The following is a 17,874-nucleotide window of genomic DNA, read 5'->3' on the forward strand; positions in this document are numbered from 1 at the left end:
GCCGCGAAACGGATTTTGCCGTTCGGTAGGTCATCTATCCGGCTGTTGGAGTTGGCGCTTCCTGCTCCCCCACAGGCTCCTCCGGGGCACCAAGAAGACCCGCGGAAAGAATAGCAACGGCAACCGAATGGTTTTCCAACGGAGGCCGGTTCTCGACGTAATAACGCACCTTTTTCATTGCTTCAGCCGCCGGAAATCCGCCGCCGATCAAACCAAGGCGGATAACGTTCGAGATGTCTTCGACGCGCCACTGATGCGAATGCAGACGATGCAGGACCACGTAGGGGCCGGCCTCGGTCTTTTCTTGGAGCTCGGCCAGTTCGCCCCAGCCGAGGCGGAAGGTGAAGTCACCGTCCGCCCAGGGGATCGTGATTTGCGCGTCCCGAGCCATTTACGGCGCCTCAGTAACGACGCGGGTCATTTTGCCGTCGCTCTGCATTCCCACATTGCCGGTGACGCGGCGGCCGTCTTGGGCGCCGGCTTCGAAGCTCTCGACGTGCATCTTGCCGGTCCAGGTGATCGTCTTGGTCGGGAATTCCCATTCGACCTTGACCGGAATGGATTCTACGTTCTCGGCGGCATCAAGCCAGGTCTCGACGCTTTCTTCCGAGAGCACGCCCTCGCCATTGACGCTCATGGACAGCGACACGGCATCTCGACCAAGCCAATTCACCGCGTCGGGATCGGCGCAGTCCGGGAGATTTACCTCTTCCAGGCCCTTGTTGATGGTGACGGTGCGCTGGCTGAAGCCGCAAGGCGCGATGTAGACGATAGGGGTGGCGTCATTGCCAAGGAGCACCCGGACTTTGCCGCCTTTGATGGTTGTCGGTTCTGCCATGGAAGATCTCCTTTGTGGCAACAGTGGATAGTCCCCACTCGAAGAGCAGGGTTGGCGAATGCAGTCGTTCAGGTATTCAGCCGCCGGCGGCGACCTTCTTCGCGGCGTCCCTTACGCCCTTGCGCACGAGGCGCTTGGCGGACCGCTTGTTCGCGCGCCAGCTGACGTAGAAGAATGGCCTTGCTCTGGTGCCGGGGTTCTTGGTGCCGGGGAACTTTCCGCCGTTGGTATGCTGGGACGTCCCGAATTCAACCCATCGGGCATAGTAGGCTTTGTCATTGCCGGCATAGATCGTGACCGTCAGTCCATCGCCCTTGCCGCCTTTGACCGCCCCCACAGCCAGCGAACCCTTCGGAGCCTTACCCCAGGTCCAACCGATACTGTCGCGCAAGGTCCCGTCGGCTTCCGGCACAAGGTTCTTCATCAGGGCGACGATCTGCTCCGCCGCCCGCTCCATCCCGGCCCGGATTTCGCGCTTTGCGACTTCCGGCAGGCGCCTCAGTTTCCGATTGAGGCGGTCAAGGTTGAGAATTTTCGTCACTGACCGCATCCCCCGTCGGAGGCTTGGCGTCGAGAAGCTCGGCCTTTCCCGCGGCCACGGCCCGGTCAGCGCAATCGCGCTTTACGGTACCGCTCCAGCCGGCCTTGTAGCCGGTGGTCGAACGAGCCGTCGGCTTGTAGTCGAAATCCGCTATGAACCTCACGCGAGCCATGATGCCTCCTACTCCTCAATGACGCCAGTGACCTGAACCACGCCGTGGGTGGTGATGCCGTCGGGATCACTGAACACCCGCGCGAGATCGACGCGCATCAACACCAGCGCACCTTCGGTCAGGTCGCCCTCGGCGTCGTGCAGAGCGTTTTTCACCGCATCGACCAGCTTCCTACACGGCCACTTCTTGCCAGCGTCCCGCGTCCAGCAGTCGATCTGCAGGGTCTCTTCTCTCCCTCGGACGCAGTCCGCATCGTCGGGGAAGAAATCGGACGCCCCCAAGGTGATGTTGGGGAATGCCAGGTCGTCGTCACCACCATCAACGATCCTGTCGGCGACGATCTCGATCACTGCCTCATTGGCGAGCAAGCGGGCCAGGACAAGGTCCTGAAACGAAACCGAGACGCTCATACCGCCACCCCGCCTTCCACGGTCAGTTCCAAAAACCCACGGTCATCGGTCGGAACGATCGCCCGGATGTTGTAGATCGCGCCGGTGCAGACATCGCGCATGCGCCAGTCATTCGTGATCTGCGCTGCCGCGGCGCTCTTGCGGATCGTGACCACCATGGGTTGCCTCCCGGCCAGACGAGCCGCCTGGACAGCCTCACCGCCGCGAAGGTACCGGAAGTGAGCCCAGGCCATCACGGCCGCTTCTGGCGCTCCCCAGCCTGTCGTCGTGCCGCCGTGACCATCCGGAGATCGGACAAGGGCATCGAAGGCGACGCGCTGATTGAGGTTGCTCGCGGGGCTCATGCGATTGCCGGATCACGAAGACGGTAAAGAAGCGCGACGGCCGGGTTCTTTGGATCGCCGGTGCCAAGGCCTGAAAGCAATTCAGGTGCGGCACTGTCGTCGAGGAGGCTCTTGATCACCAGGATGATCGCCGCTTGTACGCGAGGCGGGGCGGTGCCCTCCGTCCAACCGTGATCAGGCTTTTTCAGGTAGTCAATAACCGCGTCTTCTGCCTGAGCGATCTTCAACTGAATGTCTGGCGTCCGCTCGTCGCCTTCGACGAGGTCGAGGCGGAGAGCGAGGTTGACTTGCGGCAGAGTCACGAGCGCCATATCAGACCACCTTTCCCGGGACGCCGACGCGAACCGGCTGAGGCGCCTTAGCTTCCTTTAGTTCTCCGTCCTTACCGTCCCGGCCTTTCTTGGCGCACAGGGTCCAGGTGGTGGAACCTTCTCCCGGTTTTTCATGGGTATCGCTGTCGCAGTGCCAAAGGGAGCCGCCCCAGGTGACCGTGTCGCCCCGTTCATATTCTTGCCCATCCTTGTAGACGCCGCGGTAGAGCATCACGGGAAATCCGAGTTCGACCTTGTAGTCGAGCGTCTTGCCGGTAAAGGACAGCAGCACCGTTCGGCGATCATCCATGACCTTCGCATCGAAGTCTTCGAGGTTGAAACCGTCCCGTCCAGGCTTACCAGGCTCGCCGTCCTTCCCGACGACGCATCCCAGATTGCGGGGCTCGCCATTGGTCATGGTAATGATCAGGTTCCCGTCTCGGTCGATGAAGGCTCCGGCCAGGCCAACACCGTCTTTACCGGGGTTGCCATCTTTCGATTTCGGCAGCGCAGCGAAGCGTTTTTCGACCTCGGAGGAGACCAATGGCGCAACGTCTTCGACGGAAACGCCCTTTCCATCCTGCGGAGTCGGGATTGCCGACAGAAAATCATTGACCCGCCGTTCGAGCGTGGGCAGCACATCATCGATCGAGACAGATGATCCGTCTTTTCCCGGAAGCCCAGGCTCCAGATTGTCTATTGCGGCTTTCACTGCCTTGATCTCCTCGGCAATGATCCCGCGGATCTCCGACATGTCCGCATCCTTGCCGTCACGCGGAATGGGCAGAAGGTCGAGGCGCCTTTCGACCGCCGCGATCCGATCGATCATCGGCGCGATCGCCAATTGAGTGAACTCGCGAATGACCGGCGCAAGCTCCGCCATCATCGCCTTGATCTCGCGATTGTTCATACTACCGTCCTGTTAAATGCTCAGGCCGCGAGGCCCAGTTCCTTACGCAGCGTCGCGCGCATGAACAGCGCCTTGTCGGCCTCGGCTGCTGCCGGATCGCCCTCATCGACGATCGGTGATGCCTTGGGCGCGCGGCCAAAAGGATCGTCTTGTGCGTCGCGCTTCGCCAACGCCTCGAGGCTGAAGTTCTGCTGCTGGAGCATTGGGCTGTCGCCGCCGGCCACCGGCTTCAGATCAAGCCGTTTGCGCTGCTCGTTCGGAGCCATGATGCCCTTCGACTTGTCGAGCATGTCCATCTGGGTGACGCTGTCCATGCGCAGGAGATTGTCGGTGTCGAACTCGGTTCCCAACGCCTCGCCGATTGCGAGCCCCTCATCGAGGCACAGCTCAATGGATTCCAGCAGCACCTGCAGGCACTGCGAATAGTATTCGACGTTGAGGCTCTGGACGTTGTTGTTCGTCGGCATTGGGCCAAGACCGATCTTGTACGGCGGGACGTGGTAAGTCGAGCAGACGACTTCCCCGGACCATTTCAGCTGTTCGATCAGCTGAGAGTCAGTCGCCTTCGCCTTCATCCCCTCATACTTCAGCCCATCGCCGAGAACCGCGACCTTGCCCGAATTCTTGCCTGAGAAATTCGTATCCCAGTGCGCCTTCAAACGAGCCGCTGTTTCGTCAGAAATAGCGCCCGGGGCGGTCAGGATGCCGCCAGGCTGGGCCCCGTTCTGGAAGAACAGGGCGCTGTCGTTCTGGATCGCAAGGCCCTGCATTGCTGCGAGCCCGCCGGCGAAGATCGGCGACAAACCGACCAGCGGGTGAAAGAAGCAGTTGAACCGGTCATGGATGATCTCGCGCGCCGGCACGATGATGCTTTGCTCGATCGAGGCCAGCGGGTCCTTGCTCAGCTGATAGAACACGCTGCCATCGTCCGACACGAGCGGTGTGGCGAGTGTGGGATCGAGCACATAGAGCTTCTTGACGACGCCGCGGCCGTCGCGCTGCTTCAGGATATAAGCGTTGCCGCGCTGGAGCTTCGAGAGCACCCAACTTTCCATGAACTGGATACGGTTCTGAAAATCGTTCGGCTTGCGCAGGACGGGCGAATACGCGGGATTGGCGGTCTCGCTCCAGATCCCATCCCCATCCTTCTGCACCAGCTTTATGCGCAGCTTTGCGATGTCGGAGGCGATCAGGGTGCGGCATGCAAAGTCGGCATGGTTGGACAGAACGGAATCAAATTTGACCTCGACGTTCTGCTGCCACGCACCCGGGAAGGATTCGAGAATGCGGTACCAGCCGCCACGGCCCTGAGTGACGGGCGCCATGGCTTTCGCTGCCGAGCGCTCGCCGAAGAAGTTCCTGCCAAAAAGTCGCATGGGTCAGCCCTTTGCTTCGGCGATCTTGGCGGCGAGGGTTTCAGCATCCCAGCCGTTGAACGGGCGCTTGCCGAGCACCCGGTGGTATTCGGCGCGGAGGGCGGTAATGTCCGGGACAGCCGCGCCCGCCTGCACATCCGTCCGCTCATAGCCCAGCTTCCCCAGGATGCTCGAATAACGTGGATCTTGGGCCCGCAGAGCGCGGGTCATGTAGTGGGACTTCTTCATGTCGGCCTCCGGTTGGAAGGCCGGCCGCTGTCATCGCGGCCGGCCAGGTTGGTCGCTTACGGCGCTACCGGGTCGCCCCAGGTGATGTTGTCCATCCACGCGACGGCGCTGGCGCGGCGGCGAGCCCAGTTCATGGTGCGCTCGGCGCGGAAGGCCACGCTGTTCGTCTGGAACATGGACACGACGCTGGTTTCCACCGGATCGGCGGCACCCGAATCCTGGGTCGGATTGTCCACCATCTCCAGCGAGGCTTCGGTCGACATCGCGATATCGACGCCCCCTTCATCCGCCAGGTAGATGTCTTCCGCGTTCACGAGGGCCACGTAGTCGGTCAGGTAGTTCGACACGATGACGGGGCGCTCGAAGAACGTGCCGCCCTGCATGGTGATGCCGGGGAATTCCCGCTGTCCAAGCGGGTTCAGCATCATCATCAGCCGCAGCGCGTAGGTCGCCGACATGAGCCAGACGCCAGACTGCAGGGCGTTGTTCGCCGTCACGAAGGCACCGATGATCGCCTGCACGTCTTCCCGGACAGCATCGGCACCGGTCGCGGCGCTGTTGCCGATCGCCGCCACGCCGTTGAGGATGGAAGCGGGGCGGACGTTTGCCACCGCCGCCGAGGCCGGATCGACGAAGGAGAGGTCGGAGCGCTTGGCAATCGCCTTTGCAAGGGAGTTGCGGAGCAGGACGTCCGAGGACGGCGAGCTGTCGCGAATGAGCTCCATCGTCTGGACCGCGATGGCTGCGATCTTCAGAGGATTGATCTCATTGCGGCCGACGGTGAATTTCGTCAGCGGCTTGCCCTTGCCTTCGCCGACCCACTGGGCCTCGGTCTCGGAGTTTTCCGTGATCAGCGGCACCCGGAACGGGATCTGCGTCAGCGACGGAATGTTGCCGGTACCGAAGCGGCCGAGGATGGTCATGGGGCGGAGGAACTCGACGAAGTCGGCGAAGCCGCCCTCGTTGCCGATCAGCGCGTCCGTATTGGCCGAGGTCATGGCGGAGACGGCCGCCTTGACGATGTCGACCAGATCCGGGTCGGTCTTGCCATAAAAACCTTCTGCGACAGCGACGAGCGGCTGCTGCGTCTTGCTGGAGATGGCAAGGCACTTCGCGTAACGGGCGAAGCGGATGCCCTTGGCCGGCTCCGGCTTGGAGATCGTGATACCACCGCGAGCAGCGGAGCCGTCCGCCGAGGTCTTGATCTGGTTCGCGACCACCGGCTTTGCGTTCGAGGCCTGGGACTTTTCCAGTGCCCGGAACCGCTTGAGGTCGGCATCGATCGCGTCGACCTCCTGGGCGAGCGTGTCGAACTCTTCCTGCTCGGCCTGGTCGGTCGAGCGGCCTTCATCCATGGACTTCTGCATGACTTCCGCCATGCGGGCGGCCTTCGCCTGACGCGAGGCCTCAAGAGCAGCGATCTGCTCGGCAATCGTCTTCATTTCAATGCCCTCCTTGGGGCGCAAGTTGACGGGGTTGTGGGACTTTCCCGAAGCGCCGGGAGGTGTCTTCGCGGGACGCTCGATAGTGCCGGTCGCGGCAGGAGCGTTCGTGTCGAAGGACTTGATGAACGCGACACCAACCGCGTCCATATTCTTGATGCTCGTCATCACCGCTTCCGGCTGGGCCGGGATGGTGACGGCGGAGAGCTCGTAGACCTCGGATTCGGTGAACTTGATGCCACCGTTTTCCATGAAGCTGTATTCGACGGCTCGGAAGCCGATGGAGACTGCGCGGACCAGGCCGAGCTTGATCGACTGCCAAGCCTCGTCGATGCGATCCTTGAGGGTGCCGGGCTCATCCATTACCGGGAGCTCGGCTTCGAAGGTAATGCCGTCCTTGGTGGGCGGATCGAACTTGACGGTGCCGATCGGCTTGCGGGCGTCGTGCTGCCAGAGGAACGGCATTGGGTTCGTGAACTTCACGCCCAACGGCTCGACGATGTCGCCGACGCGATCGACGGCCGGCGTGGTGGCGATGCCGCGGATGATCCGCTTTTCCTCGTTCACCGTCTTGATCGTCAGGAACGAGTATGCGCGGCGCGTCACTGTCATGACGTCCTCCATTCATCAAAGGGTTTCGGGTTGGTCAGCCGACGACCAGCATCTGGTATTGCGGCTTGCGCTTTGGTTCCGGGTTCCGGCTCATCACCGTCACCGCATTGAAGAGCGCCATGATCGGGTCGATCTTTGCGTCGCCGGCATTCTGCTTGGTCGCTCGGATAGCCGTCGCCGTTGGTTCGATCTTCAAGTTTGAGACGCACCACTGCATGAGACCGGTGCCCGAGTGGCGAAGGGTCCCGTTTGCGAGCTTCCGTTCCGTCGTTTTGATGGCGTTCATCAGCTGGTAGCCCTGTGGCACGCCGATCAGCATTCCTTCTTCCTGCGTGACGCCGATCTCATCGAGCGCCTCGACCATCTCGCCCAGGCCGGCCGGGTCGACCGCCACACAGGCGAGCAGTTCAGCTTCCTTGATCCGCGCAATGATGGCGACGATCTCCGAGACGTCCGCGAGCTCGTCATCGACGATCGTCAGCTCTTCCGCGTCTGCCATGTCCTGCAGCCTTGTCGCGATCGACTGACGCCGTTTCAGCACACCCTCGTGACACCAGGCGTGCATCCAGCACAGCCAATCGCGAGTCTTCCTGTGCCGCCCGACGACTGCCAGCCCGAACAGGTCATCGAGGCCACCACCGTCCAGGCCCGGAACGATGACGTCACAGTTCGCGAGCAGGTATTCGAGCGTGATCTTCTTGTCCGCTCGGCGATCCCAAAGGTCCGCGCCCGGCCACCTGTTCCCCCTCAGGTTCATGCCGATCTCGACGTTCAGATGCTTGGCAAGGAAGGTCTGGATCGTGTCGCCTTCCTCATCCCGCCCGCCCAGGACCGCCGCCAGCTTGCGTTCGAGCCAATCCTTACGCACCGACCGCCCCATGTTCGGGTTCGTCACGTAGAAGTTCTCAGGCTTCTGGTAGGCCTTGCTCTTGATCATCGCCTCCGGGAACTCGTAGAGCACCGGCAGGAAGCGAGGATCATCGATCTCGCCATCGCGGACCGCCCGCGCATAATCGAGCTTTTCCTTGAACACGCCGGCCGGCGGAGTGTCCGACTGCGTCGTGATGTAGATCACGAAGCCCTCAGGCCTCGAGATCAGGCCGCCCGTCGCCTCCTGGAGCATCGCGCTCGCATTCGCCTTTTTTCCGAAGAGCCACAGCTCCTCGACCAACACAAACGCCGCCTTCTTGCCGGCGGAAGACGAGGCATCGGCGGAAACCACCTTCAACACCGCCATCGTCAGCCGGTGGGTGATCTGCTTCAAGTTGTCCTGCACATGCAGGAGGTCGGTTAGTTCCGGATCCGCTCTGACCATGTCGGCGGCCGGCTTGAACGAGTTGTCGGCAACTTCGCGGGTTGGCGCCAGGATCAGTAGCTCCGCCGAGTGACGCCAGTTGCGGATCAAGGCCGTCAGCATGATACCGGCGACGATGGTCGACTTGCCGTTCTTTTTCGAGATGAGGAGAAAGAACTCCTCGATCAGTCTGGTGGCGCTGCCCGCATCATAGGCGCCGAATACCGCCCTGACGAAGTCGAAAACGAAATCTTCGCAGACCTCGCCGAAGGTCGGATGACGGGGCATGCCGGTGTCGGCGTCGACGACCTGGGCCAGATCGACCACCTGCAGCGACTTGAAGACTTCGAGCGCCGCCTCCGCCTCATCTGGAAAGAGCGGGGCAAGCGGTATCAGCGAGCGGCGTTCGACAATCCGCTCGCGCCAGTCGAGGCAGGCCGTCGACCACTGCATCAGCTGTTATTTACGACCAACTGGGGCGGGCTCGGAGGAGCGAACTTGCCGCCGACCGCCTTGGCCGATGCCTTCTGTTCTTCCTTCTTGCCAAGCTTTGGAGCGCGAGCCTCACGGCCTTTCACCGCTTCCTGAGCGCCGGCCGCTCTGCCCATCTCCTCGAGTTTTTTAATGGCAGCGACGTTTCCGCCTCGTGCGGCGCCGAAGAGCATGCCGATCACTTCCTTGCGGCGCTGCGCATGTCCGTCCGCGAGCTCGTCCCCAAAGTGCTTACGCATGGTGTCGGGATCAATGCCCAGCGCGCGGGCGATAGTGTTGTCGGATTCGCCGCAGAATTTCATCTGCTCGACCATCTGGCGGTCTTCGAGAGACGGGCGATATTGGGGCCTCCCGCGCTTGCCGGAGGGCTTCGATTTTTCGGTCATGGTGATGTTTCACCCTGAAATTTCGGGTTGGCAGAAAAAATTATGACGATGAGGGGGACGCGGGTCCGGCTGCCGAAAGGGTTTGCGGGCCTAGCTACCCCCCCTTTGAAGAAGGGTCGCTGACAACCGACCATCGTGCAGTAACCCTCTATTCGCCTTTCTCATCTAGCCTCTCTCGGACAAGGGAGCTTACGATGTCGAAGAACGAATACCTGGCCAGTTGGCTCAGCAACATTTCCGTCGCATGCGGGGCTTCGTTGATGGTCTCGGTCGTGTTGATGGTCATGGACGGCAAAGTGAACGACGCCAACCGCTGGCTTTTCGTGATCGTCGTCTGTGTCTCTGCTGTCTTGTGGCTGCTGTTCTTTATCGTGGGGCTGGCCGTCGCTGCCCGCGATGAGAGGAAGACGATTGGAGTGAAACCTGTAACTCCACGCAGCGTTCACAATGAGGACAGCATGTTCCGGTTGAACGGCCTATTGTCTCCGTCTCGTGTCGAACAAGGAACAACCTTTCCTCCCGCTCAGCTTGAGATCACGATCGAAGCCCGTTCGGTCCGTTAGCGCTATCTTGGCTCGACGAAGAGGCGGCCTCGCTCTTCTGCTTGGATGAGGCTGTCATGGATGCGCTTGGTCACTGTCTCGATGTTGTCGATGTCCCAGAAGAGGGCCGGGTCACCGTGGTGCGGTGTCTTGTGGTTGGCGACTGGCGCGTTCGGGTCGTTGCCAGTGCCCGCACACATCTCTCCGCTGCGTCGGCAGGTGTAGAGGTCCCGCTCAAATGCCTGACGCCTCAGCCGTTCCCACCGTTCCGTCTTGTACCAGGCGCGCCACGGCTGGGTGTTGCGGCGGTATTGGTCCCGTGCCTTCTCTCCCTGCATCCTGCCCACCAGCGGCTTGATGCTGGCGACGAGGGGGCGGATGGACTTGAGCTTAGGCATTGACGCGCATCCGATGCCGTGCGTTCTTCAGGATGGGCACGGGCTAACCTTGGGGGAAAATCGAGTGAACAACGAATTACAAGAGCAGCTGATTGGCGAGATCATTGGGCTGCGCGCCGTAGTGCAGGCGGTGCTAGGTGGCGCGGCCGTCTTAGCTGGACCCGGTAGCAACTTCCTGGAAGTCGTCAATAAAACGGCTCACGACAAGATCCACAAAGACGAAATCCAAGCACCTGGGCTGGACAACGTTGCGATCAAAGCCCGCGCTGAGCGGACCATCGACATCATCTTCACGACGCTGAATGTTGACTTTCCCAAGAAGTAGACGGGTCATCGGCAAACCGGGCCTTAGCCCGGCTCACCTTATCGGGTGTGCGGGAGCGTTATGCCGCTCGCTCGGGCTCGTCTGGCTTCGGTTGGGCGCCTTCGATCTCTTCCGGCGTGGCCTGGCGCTCTTCCACCTCGATGGTGTGTACGCCACCGTGCGGGATGTAGAACTGCTTCGAGACCAGCGTGCCCGGGCCGACGGTACCCTTGTCGTCGCCGTCGATCTTGACCATGGCCACATAGTTGCCGTTGGTGCGCACGATTACGTCGGTGGTCATGCTCTTTCCTTTCGCTGGTTGAAAACGGAAACCCGCCGCGCTAAACCCGACCGGCCCTGGGGGATGGGATGTGTAATACCGTAATTGATGGACACCGAGCCGCCACCACGCCGGCTGAACTCGCCGAATTGATCGGAGCCGAAAACCTTGTGTGGCAGGACCACAATCCCTTCTCCAGATGGCCCGCCGGGGAGGATTGGCACCGAATGGATCTGTGTCTGTGTCCGATCGACCTGAAGCAGACCTTTGAAAAGGCGGGACTGACCTACAAGCGAGGCGTTGACCCCATGGAATGGTTCATCGTCCGGATGACGGAGTTACCAGACGACAAGCCCGCCGAAGTATCTCGTCCTTGGGCGCGGCGGATCGGATGGGCAGCCGGAACAGTCGTGGGCCACGCGCTGCGCCTTGTCATCTTGTTTATCTCCGCCGTTTTGTCTGTATGGGCGGCACGTGAGATTCTACACTTTTGAGAACCAGTTCAACTCGCTGGGCATGGCCCACTCCGGCTGTCGGCAGCGCCGGTCTCTTGCCGTCGGGCGTCCGAGCCGGTAATGGCGAAGGCAACCTAAACGAGAGGGCAATCATGACAGGGCGTTGGGGCATTCACGTTTTCGCAGCCGCTGGGCTGATGATATTCCCATCAATGTCGCATGCTGGGGACAACTATCCCAAACTCCCGAGAAAGGTTGCTATTCTGTCGAGTATCCTGCCGGGAGCCGACTTTCGGTTTGGCCAGACCGATGAGGAAATACGGGACATCGCCCGCCTGAGATACCCGAATTGGGGGATGGCGCGCCAAGAGAGAGCGACCAACAATCGCAAAGATCCGGATCTTCCAGTCGAAGCGAAGAAGCCATTTCACCAGAGGACAATCGTTTCGGACCAAGCTGAGGGTAGAGCCTTTAACCGAATTCACAGGTTCGCGTTTACGTCGCCGCTTAGTGGATCAAATGTGTGGTCTATTACATTCGAGATCAAAGGCACTAAGTCCGCATCCCGCTTGCTAACCACCCGTGAGTGGCTCCGCGGCTTGAATGAGCAGTGGGGAAGACCTCACGTTTTCCTCGACAAATTCGACCGCTATCGCGCCATCTACTTCTTTGGAGCAGACGGCGAATTGCTATCCAATCCCGGGACCAAATGCTGGGACCTTTATCCGCTGTTGGACGGTATGGATGAAAAAACTGAGGCAGAAATTCGAACCGCGATCAAGTCGATCGAGGAAACTGGCTGCTTCTTCACCTTTGACAATACGGTCTATTTCCGACCCAACGGGGTGATCGAGCGATCGAACGTCTTTTTCACGGATGATATGAGCCAAGCCCGCGATGTGCTGAAACGGGTTACATTCGGTACTAAGACCGACTGATCGACCGTCGTCTCCTGGGTTAGAAAACCCGCCGCGGTGAGGCGACGGGCTCTGGTGGTTTCGTAGGTCCCTACTTGGACAAATGGCAGGAAGGAACGACCGGGCACGAACCCCAATCTTCACGAACGACTGTCCGCCTTCCCGATTAGTGCAGCATTCACCGCGCCCGGGCATGCCGGGGTTCGATTACTCTTCGACGAGCGAGAGCAGGGTCGACTTGCGGCTTGGCATCCGGTGAGCGCCAGGCTGTGACGCAATTTCCGGATGTTACCGTTGTTGACGCGATATCTGCCTGAACTTCGGACACGGCACAATCCGGGGCCAGAAGCCGAAACCGACCTTTTTGGTTGAGATTGTCCGCAATGGCTTGGCAGATAGCGGTTACAGCGCGGCGCAAAGTTCTTTCGTTGAACGCATTTTCTTCCGCAAAAGCGGAGATCGTCCGGCCTCGACGAACCTTTACCCATGACCAGGCATAGATCAGCTTGCGGTCTGCCTCTTGGGGGAGGGCGTTGATCCATCCGAATACCTGCTCCATTCTGGCAAGGGCGCCCGCAGACGCGCTTTCGCGGTATCGAGCGGCGTGGACGCCGTAACTCTCCTCGAAGCTCCTCAGCGCCTCCGGCATCGCGTTTCCGAACACCTTCGGCCCCTTGGCGGCCGGCAGCTTCCTCAGCGTGTCGGCCATCTCGATGACCCACTCCTCAACTGCCTTCGCCGTCCAATCGCCAAACTTCATGCTGCTTCTCCAATCTCGCCCATCGCGGGCACCATCAATCTCAATGACAACATGACCAGGAGCACGTCGCTCGTTGGAACACCTGATTTCAGATCCTTCGCAGCTCGGCGCATGGAGCCGAGGTCGATCGCGTTGAGCTCGTCGACCAGCGATGGCCGGCGGACAAGGTCGGGGTGCTGCGCCAGCAGGCGCGAGACAGCCTTGATCATGTCGGCGTATAGCTCGCGGGCGTTGGCCCTGTCGCCGGTGAGCAGCATCAGGACGAGGCGGAGATGCGCCTCGCCATGGTTATCGCCGATCTCCCGAATCGTCGGCTTGCAGAAGCAATCACCCGGCCGGCGGCTGGCTGTGGAATGCTCGCTGGCATCCCTCAGCCTCACGCCGCATTCCCGGGCGATCTTGTAGATGTTGACGCTGTGGCGCTTCAAGCTTCACCCCGCGCCTTGGCGGCCAAATATTCCGCCGGGTCGATCCGCTTGACCTCGGAAGCCGGGCCGAATGTCCCGAGCTTATGGTCGCGAAACGAGCGAGCACCGGCCGGATCGAAGTTCGCAGCCGCGACACTGCGAACCCAGGTGGGCGCCTTGGCCGCATCGACCTTCATGCGGTGATCGGCTCGCTCCTGTTTCCGGCGCTCCTTGCAGCGGGCCTTCTTCGACTGCTTCGGCTGTTCAGGCTTGCCCCAAAGCACTTTCCTGCCGGGCCGTGCCTTCGGCGGTGCGTTGGAGCTGCCCTGGTCGATCAGATCGAGCGCGCGCCAAGCCGCGGCGTTGGTGTCGAACGGGCCCTCGACCACCTTGCCGCGCTGGTCGGTGATCTCGTATTGGCCGTCATCGTTGCGGGTGACGTTGAGTATCGCCGTCATTGGCGCAGATCCTTCCGAATACGGCGAAGGCGCCAGGCGAGCTTGATGAGTTCGAGCAAAATCATGATGCCCTCCCCAAAGGTTGGCCTTGCGTCGCCCGCAGGCGCCCGCTTACGCTCGATGCCGTGGCACAAAGAGGGTGGAAGGGATGAAGACGCCTGAAAGAGCCTTCCCCTGGGTGGGTTGGGGAGTGGCAATCGGTTTGCTTTTTGCAGCCGCTCTGTTCGCGATCTGGCAGGGATCGGCGCAGCCTTGGTGTAAAGCGGACGAGCCGGAGTGCTTCCGGGAGTGGGTTGCCGCGCTGGGAGGATGGGCAGCTGTCGTCGTGGCCATACCGACGGTCCTGTTCATTTCGTATCAAATAAAGGACGCGCGCAAACATCAACGGGACAATGCCTTCATCGCGCTTCGCCACACCAGAATGATCGCAGTTAGAGCAATAAACGCTGCCGAGATTGCCTTGGAGGTTTGCCGGGCTGAGGAACAACAGTGGGGAAACATCGAACGCGAAGGCATCACGAAAAGCAGATTGCGTGCCGGTTTCGGGACGGCACGCACAATCCTTACCCATCGTGCTTTTCAGGCTTACGAAGAAGAGTTCGATCTTCCGATCATCAACTTGAAAGCGCTTCTGGATGAACTTACCGAAGCCGAGGGTCGCGTGGAGGAGCTCGGACTGAGTTGGGGAGCCTCCGCACTCGTCAGCGCCTACAGGAATATATCGTCTCTCATAGAATTTATTCAGGAATCCGCCCAGGAGTATTCCGCCCAGACAAACGAGCTTCTGGTATGATCTGTTTCCCGCGCCATTGAAAATGGCTTTCATGCGACCCTCCCGTGATTGGTGAGAAAGTCGGGAAGCACCCAATCCGTCCGGCCGCCTTCGTGCATCGACCGGATGAATTCCTCGCTGGTCGGCTCGTTGATGGCGCGCGGCACCTTCGTGTTGATCTGGCGCTCGACCTCCGCCCGAAGATGCTCAGGCCAGAGCAGGTGCACCGGATCGCCTGCCATCGCGGCGGCAACGAACGCATCAAGAGGTGGCTGCTCCCCGATCAGGTTACGGAAGGACTCGAGGGACCGTTTGGCGGCGTTGCTGCGGGGATGATGCTTCATGCGCTCGACCACTTCCCAGCCCATAAGTCGGAACGCGACAAAGTCGAGATAGAGGTAGGCTTGGGCCTCGGTCATTTTCGGGAGATCGATCATGCTGCACCTTTGGGGTTGGTGTCGCTCCGGCCTTCATAGGCCCGGCGGTTGATCTCGGATTCGACGGCATCCCGAAAACCATCCATCAGCTCGCTGATCTCGTCGTCGGCGAATCCGACCTGGTGCAGTTGGTCCCACAGGGTGGCGACCTGGGACTTCCAATAGCTTGCACGCTCCCGGCCGGTCTTCCGCGCGAAGACCTCCGCAACCCGCCGGACTTTGCCGATCCTGCGCGACAGCGGGAATGCGATCATCTGGCACTTGTTCGTCATGATGCCCTCCGGTCAGGTTCGCACGCGCGCGCGGCGTCATACTCAGTGCCCTCCGGGCGGGCCAAAGCCTGCGGCCTTGGATCGCATGCACTGGCTGCGCCAGCGCCGTAACCATGCGGAAGACGTTCGCCGTGGTGCACCGGCAGTGATGAAATCAAGCTTTCGGCTTGTTCGGCTTTTGAAGGGGGATGTGCGAAAGCGGCGAGCGCCCGGTCATTGTTTGGCGCCGAGATTGCGGCTGGGTTATTATCTATAGTCATGTCTGTAGTGGGACTTCCGGTCCGAGCTATTTCCGGTGCGGAAGTGGAACTTCCGGACGAAGACGGGATGGCATTCAGGAATTGCCACTCGTCGTGTGCTGAACTGGAGGGGACGCGCGGATCCGGCGCAGCAAGATCAGGCGCGTATCTGCGACGGCGCTCATTCGCCTTTTTTCGCCCTTTCTCCCGGTCGATCTCCAAGATCGATATATCGGTCATTTGCTCCGGCAAATTTTCCGACCCTGCTTGAAGCACCCGATGGGCCCACTCTTCGCACAGGAAATATGCCTTCGCGTTGGCCGTCGCCTTGTTCGGCGTCAGGCTTTTGATCGTCGCCAAGTGCTTGTTAGGAAGATCCCCGAGCCTGACCGGAAAGATGGCGCCCAATTCTTCGAGGTAAACCAGAAGGTCATGGACGTTGCGGACGGAGCAAGCGAGGACCTCGGCGATTTCCGTCTGGCTGGGCCAGCACACGCGCAGCGCCTGGTGCGCCTTGAAGGTGAGAAAGGCCAGGAGATCGCGGTGAATCTTGTGGGTGCGAAGCTCCGGGCAGGTATATATGCCGGCTTGGAATGTCGTCTTCCAATTGCGTTTGCTCATCGGCCGGCCTCCATTTCATCAACGAGAACCTGGGCCTCGCTGATTTCCTTCCTCGCGGCTTCGATGATCAGCATGAAAGCGCAATAGTCGTTGCCGCTGCGGTTGAAGGCGCTTTCCGTCATTCGCTCCATGACGTGGAGATAGCTGTCGGCGGTGCCGAGGTTGTCGCGGAATCGGGTGATACGGTCAGCCACGGACGTCACTCCCGATCGAGGCGAACGTTTCCAGAAACGCCTGTGCCTGTTCATACCCCAGCCAACCAGCCTCATGCAGCGCCGCGAGGTATCTTCCCCTCAGAATAATGTTGCCGATCGATCTGAGCGGATGCTCGACCAAGGCGTCGAGCAGTTCCAATTCCCTATCGGAGAGGATGGCAAACTCGGGCTCCTCGGTCTCTCCCGGATAGTCCTCGCAAGCGCGATAGCCGGCTTTGTGCTGATCGATCATCGCCAACAGGTCTTCGCGCTCCTTGGCCTCGGCAAGAGCAAGATCGACGATGCCTTTGAGGCGATCCCCGCTGTAATCCGGGCACAGGTTCCCGAAGCAGGACATCGCCGTCTGATGATAGTGGAAATCCTGCATCGTCGTGATCGGCTGATCTTCGATCGCCTTTTCCAGTGCCAAGAGAGGTTCCTGGAGTGGCGCGGCCGCTTCATCGTCCAAGGTGCGTTGAGCAAGGTAGAGCGGCACCCACTGCGCATACAGGTCAGCGAGCGGCGAGGCGGCGGGATTAAATTTGAACTCGACCATCACCGCACCTTTCCATCAAGAGCCGCGTCGAAGGCCCTCTCTACCTTCGTTGCCAAATCCTCGACGTGGAACAGCATGTATTCGATGCCGACCTTTTGCTCATAGGTAAGGTGGAACGATGCCTTTTCCTTGCCGCGATCGACCTGGCCGGCGCGGAACTCGTAGCTCGCGTATTCGGCCAGCACCATCACGGCGAGCCGCAGGCTGCCGATGTCGGTGTTGAGGTCGCGCATCGCACTGGCGACCTGCGCGTCTGTAGGGCGGGGGGCTGGTGCTTTCGCAGCCATGGTGGTAGTTTCCGTGCTGTTCATTTTCGTTTCCTCACTGGAATGATTGGAACCACGGTCCGGAGCGATGCCAGTCGCTGCCGGGCCTTTTGCGTTCTGGGTCATGCTGCAACTCCGGGCTTCCCGATCTCAGCCTCGACCTTTTCGAGCGAGCTGAAAGACTTCGGGTTGGCTCCGTCTTTTCGATCGAGAAAAAATAGGAATATCGGGACTCCCCTCATGCGGCTGACATTCTTCACGCTCAGCAGGCAGCCCGCACGGCGCGCATCGTCCTTCAGCCTCCGGTACGTCTCGATGTTGTGAGGCAAGGACACCTTGAAGAAGAGGGCGCTCATGCCGCCGTCTCCATGAAGAAGGCGATGAGTTTGCCGCGCTCGGCGACCCAGCGACCGCCGACCTTCTTGGCGGGCAGAGCACCGGTGGTCAGGAGGTGAAACGTCACCCGCGGCGACCGCCCGATAGCCTTCGCGATGTCTTCGGCACCCCAGATCAATTCCATTTTCTTCTCATCTGTTTCGGCCATCTCTGTTCCTTCCGTCAGTGGATGCCACTAAACACATCAGCACGGTGCTGAGTGTTAACTCTTGATTAGCACCGTGCTGATATTGACGCAAGCGGG

The 17,874-nt window shown here is 60.5% G+C and carries 31 protein-coding genes; 5 read left to right on the forward strand and 26 right to left on the reverse strand.

Going from position 1 to position 17,874, the window contains the following annotated elements:
* Nucleotides 1-34 precede the first annotated feature (34 nt).
* The 13 genes from LZK81_RS20500 to LZK81_RS20560 all read right to left on the reverse strand — a co-directional run bounded on the left by LZK81_RS20500 (nucleotide 35) and on the right by LZK81_RS20560 (nucleotide 9,356).
* Nucleotides 35-391 carry a gene transfer agent family protein gene (locus tag LZK81_RS20500; RefSeq protein ID WP_233954476.1) on the reverse strand — a complete coding sequence of 119 codons (357 nt, stop codon included), beginning with the start codon at nucleotides 389-391 and terminating at the stop codon, nucleotides 35-37.
* Nucleotides 392-838 carry a phage tail tube protein gene (locus LZK81_RS20505; protein WP_233954477.1) on the reverse strand — a complete coding sequence of 149 codons (447 nt, stop codon included), beginning with the start codon at nucleotides 836-838 and terminating at the stop codon, nucleotides 392-394. It lies immediately after the preceding gene.
* Nucleotides 839-914: 76 nt separating this feature from the next.
* A complete protein-coding gene (locus LZK81_RS20510) occupies nucleotides 915-1,388 on the reverse strand; it encodes an HK97-gp10 family putative phage morphogenesis protein (RefSeq protein ID WP_233954478.1) in 474 nt (157 codons plus the stop codon).
* On the reverse strand, nucleotides 1,357-1,551 hold the full coding sequence (locus tag LZK81_RS20515; RefSeq protein ID WP_233954479.1) for a hypothetical protein: 195 nt from the start codon (nucleotides 1,549-1,551) through the stop codon (nucleotides 1,357-1,359). Before LZK81_RS20515 ends, LZK81_RS20510 begins: the two co-directional genes overlap by 32 nt.
* A gap of 8 nt (nucleotides 1,552-1,559) precedes the next feature.
* Nucleotides 1,560-1,961: a DUF3168 domain-containing protein gene (locus tag LZK81_RS20520; RefSeq protein WP_233954480.1), complete on the reverse strand. Its 402-nt coding sequence runs from the start codon at nucleotides 1,959-1,961 to the stop codon at nucleotides 1,560-1,562.
* The gene (locus LZK81_RS20525) at nucleotides 1,958-2,305 is read right to left on the reverse strand and encodes a head-tail adaptor protein (protein ID WP_233954481.1); all 348 of its coding nucleotides are present in this window, start codon (nucleotides 2,303-2,305) and stop codon (nucleotides 1,958-1,960) included. Before LZK81_RS20525 ends, LZK81_RS20520 begins: the two co-directional genes overlap by 4 nt.
* Nucleotides 2,302-2,616 (reverse strand): phage gp6-like head-tail connector protein, encoded by a 315-nt coding sequence (locus LZK81_RS20530; RefSeq protein WP_233954482.1) that lies wholly within the window; start codon nucleotides 2,614-2,616, stop codon nucleotides 2,302-2,304. Before LZK81_RS20530 ends, LZK81_RS20525 begins: the two co-directional genes overlap by 4 nt.
* A 1-nt stretch (nucleotide 2,617) precedes the next feature.
* Nucleotides 2,618-3,526 (reverse strand): hypothetical protein, encoded by a 909-nt coding sequence (locus LZK81_RS20535; protein WP_233954483.1) that lies wholly within the window; start codon nucleotides 3,524-3,526, stop codon nucleotides 2,618-2,620.
* Nucleotides 3,527-3,546: 20 nt separating this feature from the next.
* Nucleotides 3,547-4,902: a phage portal protein gene (locus LZK81_RS20540; RefSeq protein WP_233954484.1), complete on the reverse strand. Its 1,356-nt coding sequence runs from the start codon at nucleotides 4,900-4,902 to the stop codon at nucleotides 3,547-3,549.
* Between the two features lie 3 nt (nucleotides 4,903-4,905).
* Entirely contained in the window at nucleotides 4,906-5,130 is a 225-nt protein-coding gene (locus LZK81_RS20545) for a hypothetical protein (RefSeq protein ID WP_233954485.1), read from the reverse strand.
* Between the two features lie 56 nt (nucleotides 5,131-5,186).
* Nucleotides 5,187-7,184 carry a phage major capsid protein gene (locus tag LZK81_RS20550; RefSeq protein ID WP_233954486.1) on the reverse strand — a complete coding sequence of 666 codons (1,998 nt, stop codon included), beginning with the start codon at nucleotides 7,182-7,184 and terminating at the stop codon, nucleotides 5,187-5,189.
* Between the two features lie 34 nt (nucleotides 7,185-7,218).
* Complete coding sequence (locus tag LZK81_RS20555) at nucleotides 7,219-8,931, reverse strand: terminase large subunit (RefSeq protein ID WP_233954487.1); 1,713 nt, start codon at nucleotides 8,929-8,931, stop codon at nucleotides 7,219-7,221.
* The gene (locus LZK81_RS20560; RefSeq protein ID WP_233954488.1) at nucleotides 8,931-9,356 is read right to left on the reverse strand and encodes a hypothetical protein; all 426 of its coding nucleotides are present in this window, start codon (nucleotides 9,354-9,356) and stop codon (nucleotides 8,931-8,933) included. Before LZK81_RS20560 ends, LZK81_RS20555 begins: the two co-directional genes overlap by 1 nt.
* A gap of 194 nt (nucleotides 9,357-9,550) precedes the next feature.
* Here LZK81_RS20560 and LZK81_RS20565 point away from each other — a divergent pair, with 194 nt between their 5' ends.
* Nucleotides 9,551-9,919: a hypothetical protein gene (locus tag LZK81_RS20565; RefSeq protein ID WP_233954489.1), complete on the forward strand. Its 369-nt coding sequence runs from the start codon at nucleotides 9,551-9,553 to the stop codon at nucleotides 9,917-9,919.
* Between the two features lie 2 nt (nucleotides 9,920-9,921).
* Here LZK81_RS20565 and LZK81_RS20570 read toward each other — a convergent pair whose 3' ends face one another.
* Nucleotides 9,922-10,296: an HNH endonuclease gene (locus tag LZK81_RS20570; RefSeq protein WP_233954490.1), complete on the reverse strand. Its 375-nt coding sequence runs from the start codon at nucleotides 10,294-10,296 to the stop codon at nucleotides 9,922-9,924.
* Between the two features lie 64 nt (nucleotides 10,297-10,360).
* Here LZK81_RS20570 and LZK81_RS20575 point away from each other — a divergent pair, with 64 nt between their 5' ends.
* Nucleotides 10,361-10,621: a hypothetical protein gene (locus LZK81_RS20575; RefSeq protein ID WP_233954491.1), complete on the forward strand. Its 261-nt coding sequence runs from the start codon at nucleotides 10,361-10,363 to the stop codon at nucleotides 10,619-10,621.
* A gap of 58 nt (nucleotides 10,622-10,679) precedes the next feature.
* Here the strand turns inward: LZK81_RS20575 and LZK81_RS20580 are convergent, their stop codons facing one another.
* Nucleotides 10,680-10,901 carry a hypothetical protein gene (locus LZK81_RS20580; RefSeq protein ID WP_233954492.1) on the reverse strand — a complete coding sequence of 74 codons (222 nt, stop codon included), beginning with the start codon at nucleotides 10,899-10,901 and terminating at the stop codon, nucleotides 10,680-10,682.
* Between the two features lie 68 nt (nucleotides 10,902-10,969).
* Here LZK81_RS20580 and LZK81_RS20585 point away from each other — a divergent pair, with 68 nt between their 5' ends.
* On the forward strand, nucleotides 10,970-11,374 hold the full coding sequence (locus LZK81_RS20585) for a hypothetical protein (RefSeq protein ID WP_233954493.1): 405 nt from the start codon (nucleotides 10,970-10,972) through the stop codon (nucleotides 11,372-11,374).
* Nucleotides 11,375-11,487: 113 nt separating this feature from the next.
* Complete coding sequence (locus LZK81_RS20590) at nucleotides 11,488-12,273, forward strand: hypothetical protein (protein WP_233954494.1); 786 nt, start codon at nucleotides 11,488-11,490, stop codon at nucleotides 12,271-12,273.
* Nucleotides 12,274-12,430: 157 nt separating this feature from the next.
* On the opposite strand, the gene LZK81_RS20595 is transcribed toward LZK81_RS20590, so the two are convergent.
* Genes LZK81_RS20595 through LZK81_RS20605 form a run of 3 tightly spaced genes read right to left on the reverse strand, consistent with a single transcriptional unit; the run spans nucleotide 12,431 to nucleotide 13,877 of the window.
* Nucleotides 12,431-13,012: a DUF6362 family protein gene (locus LZK81_RS20595; RefSeq protein WP_233954495.1), complete on the reverse strand. Its 582-nt coding sequence runs from the start codon at nucleotides 13,010-13,012 to the stop codon at nucleotides 12,431-12,433.
* Complete coding sequence (locus LZK81_RS20600) at nucleotides 13,009-13,440, reverse strand: hypothetical protein (RefSeq protein WP_233954496.1); 432 nt, start codon at nucleotides 13,438-13,440, stop codon at nucleotides 13,009-13,011. The genes LZK81_RS20595 and LZK81_RS20600 overlap by 4 nt, the downstream gene beginning before the upstream one ends.
* On the reverse strand, nucleotides 13,437-13,877 hold the full coding sequence (locus LZK81_RS20605) for a hypothetical protein (protein ID WP_233954497.1): 441 nt from the start codon (nucleotides 13,875-13,877) through the stop codon (nucleotides 13,437-13,439). Before LZK81_RS20605 ends, LZK81_RS20600 begins: the two co-directional genes overlap by 4 nt.
* 148 nt (nucleotides 13,878-14,025) lie before the next feature.
* On the opposite strand from LZK81_RS20605, the gene LZK81_RS20610 reads away from it, so the two are divergent.
* Entirely contained in the window at nucleotides 14,026-14,670 is a 645-nt protein-coding gene (locus LZK81_RS20610) for a hypothetical protein (RefSeq protein WP_233954498.1), read from the forward strand.
* Nucleotides 14,671-14,699: 29 nt separating this feature from the next.
* Here LZK81_RS20610 and LZK81_RS20615 read toward each other — a convergent pair whose 3' ends face one another.
* From LZK81_RS20615 to LZK81_RS20650, 8 genes are read right to left on the reverse strand one after another with little or no spacing between them, the layout of a single operon-like run.
* Nucleotides 14,700-15,086: a hypothetical protein gene (locus LZK81_RS20615; RefSeq protein ID WP_233954499.1), complete on the reverse strand. Its 387-nt coding sequence runs from the start codon at nucleotides 15,084-15,086 to the stop codon at nucleotides 14,700-14,702.
* Nucleotides 15,083-15,358, reverse strand: coding sequence for a DUF6074 family protein (locus LZK81_RS20620; protein WP_233954500.1), 276 nt, complete (start codon nucleotides 15,356-15,358; stop codon nucleotides 15,083-15,085). Before LZK81_RS20620 ends, LZK81_RS20615 begins: the two co-directional genes overlap by 4 nt.
* The gene (locus tag LZK81_RS20625; protein WP_233954501.1) at nucleotides 15,355-16,218 is read right to left on the reverse strand and encodes a helix-turn-helix domain-containing protein; all 864 of its coding nucleotides are present in this window, start codon (nucleotides 16,216-16,218) and stop codon (nucleotides 15,355-15,357) included. The genes LZK81_RS20620 and LZK81_RS20625 overlap by 4 nt, the downstream gene beginning before the upstream one ends.
* Nucleotides 16,215-16,412 carry a hypothetical protein gene (locus LZK81_RS20630; RefSeq protein WP_233954502.1) on the reverse strand — a complete coding sequence of 66 codons (198 nt, stop codon included), beginning with the start codon at nucleotides 16,410-16,412 and terminating at the stop codon, nucleotides 16,215-16,217. The genes LZK81_RS20625 and LZK81_RS20630 overlap by 4 nt, the downstream gene beginning before the upstream one ends.
* The gene (locus LZK81_RS20635; protein ID WP_233954503.1) at nucleotides 16,405-16,968 is read right to left on the reverse strand and encodes a hypothetical protein; all 564 of its coding nucleotides are present in this window, start codon (nucleotides 16,966-16,968) and stop codon (nucleotides 16,405-16,407) included. Before LZK81_RS20635 ends, LZK81_RS20630 begins: the two co-directional genes overlap by 8 nt.
* Complete coding sequence (locus LZK81_RS20640; protein ID WP_233954504.1) at nucleotides 16,968-17,360, reverse strand: hypothetical protein; 393 nt, start codon at nucleotides 17,358-17,360, stop codon at nucleotides 16,968-16,970. Before LZK81_RS20640 ends, LZK81_RS20635 begins: the two co-directional genes overlap by 1 nt.
* Nucleotides 17,357-17,590, reverse strand: a complete 234-nt coding sequence (locus LZK81_RS20645; protein WP_233954505.1) for a hypothetical protein — start codon at nucleotides 17,588-17,590, stop codon at nucleotides 17,357-17,359. Before LZK81_RS20645 ends, LZK81_RS20640 begins: the two co-directional genes overlap by 4 nt.
* The gene (locus tag LZK81_RS20650; protein ID WP_233954506.1) at nucleotides 17,587-17,778 is read right to left on the reverse strand and encodes a DNA-binding protein; all 192 of its coding nucleotides are present in this window, start codon (nucleotides 17,776-17,778) and stop codon (nucleotides 17,587-17,589) included. The genes LZK81_RS20645 and LZK81_RS20650 overlap by 4 nt, the downstream gene beginning before the upstream one ends.
* Between the last annotated feature and the right edge of the window lie 96 nt (nucleotides 17,779-17,874).

This window comes from Neorhizobium galegae, assembly GCF_021391675.1.
Classification (GTDB): domain Bacteria; phylum Pseudomonadota; class Alphaproteobacteria; order Rhizobiales; family Rhizobiaceae; genus Neorhizobium; species Neorhizobium galegae_B.